Consider the following 4,579-nt stretch of genomic DNA (forward strand, 5'->3'; position numbering starts at 1 on the left):
CGCCGGCAGTTCTGGGATATGATTTACGAGGCCGCCGCCGCCGGCGTCACCGTCTTCGCCACCACGCATTACATGGACGAGGCCGAATACTGCGACCGGGTCTCGATCATGGTCGACGGCCGCATCGAGGCGCTCGACACCCCGGGCGCGCTCAAAAAAACATACGGCGCGGCGAACATGAACGACGTCTTTGTCACGCTGGCGCGGGGCTGAGCCGGCCATCAACCAGACACCACATGCATTCCTTTCGCGGTTTTGTCGTCAAGGAGATGTACCACATCCTGCGGGATCGGCGCACGCTGCTGATCCTGTTCGGGATGCCCATTGCGCAACTGCTCCTGTTCGGCTACGCCATCCGCAACGAAGTCAACGACATCCGCGTCGTGATCGTCGATCCGGCCAACGACATCGTCACCCGCGCGATCACGGACAAGCTGCTGGCCTCGCCGTTTTTTATCGGGGTGGATGTTGTGACGCACCTCGGCACCATCGAGGCCGAATTCAAGGCCGGCCGCGCCCGCGAGGCGCTTGTGTTCGAGCCCGACTTCGCGCGCCGCCTCGCGAGGGATGGCACGGCGAAGGTCCAAATCGTGACCGACGCCACCGACCCCAACTCGGCCAACACGGTCCTCGCCTATACCGTGTCCATTTTGCAAGACTATCAGCGGCAGCTAGCGGCCACGGCTTCCCCGGCCAGCGCGGCGGGCGCCGGCGTAACGCCCGAAGTTCACATGCGCTATAACCCGACGCTCAAAAGCGTCTACCTGTTTGTCCCCGGCCTCATCGCGCTCATCCTGATGCTGGTCTGCGCCCTCATGACGTCGATCACCATCACCCGGGAAAAGGAAACGGGGACGATGGAGGTGCTGTTGGTTTCGCCGTTGCGGCCGGCGGAAATCATCGTGGGAAAGGTGCTGCCCTACCTGGCGATCTCGCTCGGAATCGTGGGTCTGGTGCTCACGCTCGCCCGCTTCGTCTTCCAGGTGCCGCTGCGCGGGAGCCTCGCGCTGCTGCTGGCGGAATGCCTGCTGTTCACCGTCTGCGCGCTCTCGCTCGGCATCCTCATCTCGACCCGCAGCCAGACGCAGCAGACGGCGATGATGATCTCGCTCGGCGGGTTGCTGCTCCCGACCGTCATCCTGTCCGGGTTGATCTTCCCGGTAGCCAGCATGCCGGCTCCTCTGCAGATCGTGAGCCATATCATCCCGGCCAAGTGGTTCCTGATCATCGTCCGTGGCATCATGATCAAGGGCGTGGGACTGCTGTACGTCTGGAAGGAAACCCTCGTGCTCGTCGGGATGACCGCGCTCTTTCTGGGAGTCAGCATCCGAAACCTGAAAGTCCGGCTGGAATAGTGCGTTTCTGGCAGGGCGCCGCCTCACGTTGAAGCCTCATTAAACCTTAATAAACTGTTGAGATTTGCGTATTGCATAAGGAGCAAGTCATCCCCCGGCTTTGACCGGGGGATGACTATGCCTTCGGTTGTGGAAATCTCAACAGTTTCTAAACCTGGAACCTTAAACCCTTCCTCATGCGCCCGCTCGCCTTCATCCTCCAGAAAGAGTTTTTGCAGATCTTCCGGAATCGGGCGATGCTGCCAATCCTGTTTGTCATGCCCGTCGTGCAGTTGCTGGTGCTTTCATCCGCCGCGACGTTCGAGGTGAAGCAGTCTGCGATGAGCTTGATCGACGACGACGGGAGCACGACATCCTTCCAACTCATCGAGCGGTTTGAGGCGTCGGGGTTCTTCACGGTGGTCCAGCGTACCCACGACCCCGCCGCGGCGGACGATGCGATGCAGCGCGGACAGGCGCGGCTGATCGTCCACATCCCACACCACTTCGAGCGGGACCTGCAGACGGTCGGTCGTGCGTCGATCGACCTCACGCTCGACGCCGTGGACGGCGCGAGCGCCGGCGTCGTCCAGTCCTACGCCGCTTCCATCCTGGCCGCCTTCAACCAGGAACGACAGCGGGCGGCCGGCGTGGCGGGCGCGGAGGCCCCTCCCCGGATCGAGGTGGTATCCTCCCACTGGTACAATGCCGATCTCGATTACAAGACGTACATGGTGCCGGGCATCCTGGTCGTGTTGGTCACGATGATCGGGATGTTTCTCTCGGCCATGAATGTAGTCCGCGAAAAAGAGATCGGGACTATCGAGCAGCTCAACGTCACCCCACTCCGCAAGGCGCATTTCATCATCGGCAAACTGCTCCCGTTCTGGGTGATCGGGCTCGTCGATCTGGCGATTGGCCTCGTGCTGGCGCACCTGGTTTTCGGCGTTCAGATCCTCGGCAACATCGGGCTCATTTTTGTCCTCGCCGCCGTGTATCTGCTGGGGATCCTGGCGCTGGGCCTCTGGATCTCCACCATTACCGACACCCAGCAGCAGGCGATGTTTATCGCCTGGTTCATCATGGTAATCTGTATGCTGATGAGCGGCCTCTTCACACCCATCGAAAGCATGCCGGCGTGGGCGCAGAAACTGACGCTGCTCAACCCGGTCGCCTACTTTATCCAGATCATGCGACAGGTGCTGCTGAAAGGCGCCGGCATGGCGGACGTGCAGCCGCAGATCGCGTTTTTGTCCGTTTTCGCCGTAGCGATGATGACGATGGCCGTCCGCCAGTACCGAAAAATCGCGGTGTGACCATCCGGGATTCGTATGGCGCCCCCCGTAGAGACGCAACACATTGCGTCTCCCAAAGCAACACATTGCGTCTCCCAAAGCAACACATTGCGCCCCACGATATACCGTTAACACCCGATCACGGCGTTTTCGCCGTCGACAGCCGCAGCGCCCGCCCGGGTCGTTTGCCGCTGACGGCGCCGTCTTGCAGCACCGGTTGACCGTTGACGAACACGTGCACCATGCCGGCGGCGTACTGGTGCGGCTCCTCGAACGTGGCGAGGTCCTGCACCAGCGCGGGGTCGAACACGGCGATGTCAGCGAAAGCGCCTTCTGTCAGCACCCCGCGATCCGCCAGCCCGAGCCGTTTCGCCGGCTGGCCGCTCATCTTGTACACGGCCTCGCGGAGCGAGAGCTGGTCGAGGTCGCGCACGTACCGCGCCAGCACCCGGGCGAAGGTGCCGTAGTTGCGCGGGTGGGGCACGCCGGCTCCCGGGCTGGGGATGCCGCCGTCCGAGGCGACCATCGTGGTCGGATGCGTCAGGATCCGCTCGACGTCTTCTTCGGACATCGAGTGGAAGACGCCCATACATCCGCCTTTTTCCTGCAATTCGATCGCAAGGTCGGCCGCGTTTTCCAGCGTCACCTCTTTTTGGCGTTCGGTGAGGATGTCGGACAGGCTCTTGCCATTGAGCTGCCGGTTCCAAGTGCAGTTGGCGATGACGATGGTCGATGGGTCCGAGCCGCGCTCCATGCGCAGGTGCTCGACGACGTCGTTGCGGATGAAGATGCGCTGCTCGGGGTCGCGCAGCCGGGCGCGTTGCTCCTCGGACGAGCCCTGCCGCGCCCACGCCGGCAACAGGATGCTGATTCCGGTGCTGGAAGCCGTGTAGGGATACACGTCGCTCGCGGCATCAACGCCGCGGTCCTGCGCGGCTTCGATCAAGGCCAGCGACTCTTTCGTCATCCCCCAGCGCGCCTTACCGATCACTTTATGGTGGGTGATGTGCGGCGCCAGTCCCCCCTCTTCTCCAATCCGGATCGTCTCGGCCACGCTCTGGAGCAATTCGCCCCCTTCGTCGCGCATGTGGCTCGTGTAGATCCCGCCGTAGGGCGAGGCGGCTTTCGCGAGGGCGATCAGCTCTTCTGTTTTGGCGAACGCTCCGGGCGTGTATTCGAGGCCGGAAGATAGCCCGAGCGCGCCGTCTTTCATGGCGGTGACGACCATCGCTTCCATCCGGGACAACTCGGTGGGCGAGGGCTTACGATCCACGTTTCCCATCACAAACGCGCGGATGGTGCCATGGCCGACCGTCAGGCCCAGGTTGATCGCCGCCGGTCGGCGATCCACTTCCTTCAGATACGGCCCGATCGGATACGGCGACGACCCATCCTGCCCCGAAATCGCCGTAGTCACCCCCTGCCGCAGGTAGTTCTCGGCGAGCGGCTCCTGGAACAGGTCGCTCCCTGAGATGCTCGACGCCGCCGCATGGCTGTGCATGTCGATGAAGCCCGGCGTCACGACGAGGTCGGTCACGTCCAGCCGATGCTCCGTCCGGAAGCCGGCGAGGTCCCCGAACGCGACGATCCGATCCCCCACGATCCCGATGTCGGTCTCGATCGATCGGTTACCCAGCCCGTCGTACAGGGTGCCGCCCTCCAGAATGTAGGTGTACAGCGTGTCCGGCGGCCGGCGCATGACTTCGATGCCCTCGGCCCCCGAGGACCCGCACCCGGCCGCAACGACGACCAGGGCGATGAATAACGTACCGCGTATCATGGTGTTTGATGTCGTGTTCAACGCCCCTTTCCGGGCGCGATGCATTGTCCCACCCCCCGTAGAGACGCCAAACATGGCGTCTCCACTACCGTCACGCCAAACATGGCGTCTCCACTACCGTCACGCCAAACATGGCGTCTCCACTACCGTCACGCCACACATGGCGTCTC

General features: G+C 62.8%; 4 protein-coding genes. 3 read left to right on the top strand and 1 reads right to left on the bottom strand.

Going from position 1 to position 4,579, the window contains the following annotated elements; genetic code table 11:
• The 3 genes from SH809_08705 to SH809_08715 all read left to right on the top strand — a co-directional run.
• A partial coding sequence (locus tag SH809_08705) for an ABC transporter ATP-binding protein (protein MDZ4699769.1) occupies nucleotides 1–213 on the top strand: 213 nt, incomplete at its 5' end.
• Nucleotides 214–236: 23 nt separating this feature from the next.
• Nucleotides 237–1,355, top strand: a complete 1,119-nt coding sequence (locus SH809_08710) for an ABC transporter permease (GenBank protein MDZ4699770.1) — start codon at nucleotides 237–239, stop codon at nucleotides 1,353–1,355.
• 176 nt (nucleotides 1,356–1,531) lie between these two features.
• On the top strand, nucleotides 1,532–2,650 hold the full coding sequence (locus SH809_08715) for an ABC transporter permease (protein MDZ4699771.1): 1,119 nt from the start codon (nucleotides 1,532–1,534) through the stop codon (nucleotides 2,648–2,650).
• A 118-nt stretch (nucleotides 2,651–2,768) separates the two neighbouring features.
• Here the strand turns inward: SH809_08715 and SH809_08720 are convergent, their stop codons facing one another.
• A complete protein-coding gene (locus SH809_08720; GenBank protein ID MDZ4699772.1) occupies nucleotides 2,769–4,409 on the bottom strand; it encodes a D-aminoacylase in 1,641 nt (546 codons plus the stop codon).
• Nucleotides 4,410–4,579: the final 170 nt, after the last annotated feature.

The sequence above is a fragment of the Rhodothermales bacterium genome (assembly GCA_034439735.1).
Taxonomy (GTDB): domain Bacteria; phylum Bacteroidota; class Rhodothermia; order Rhodothermales; family JAHQVL01; genus JAWKNW01.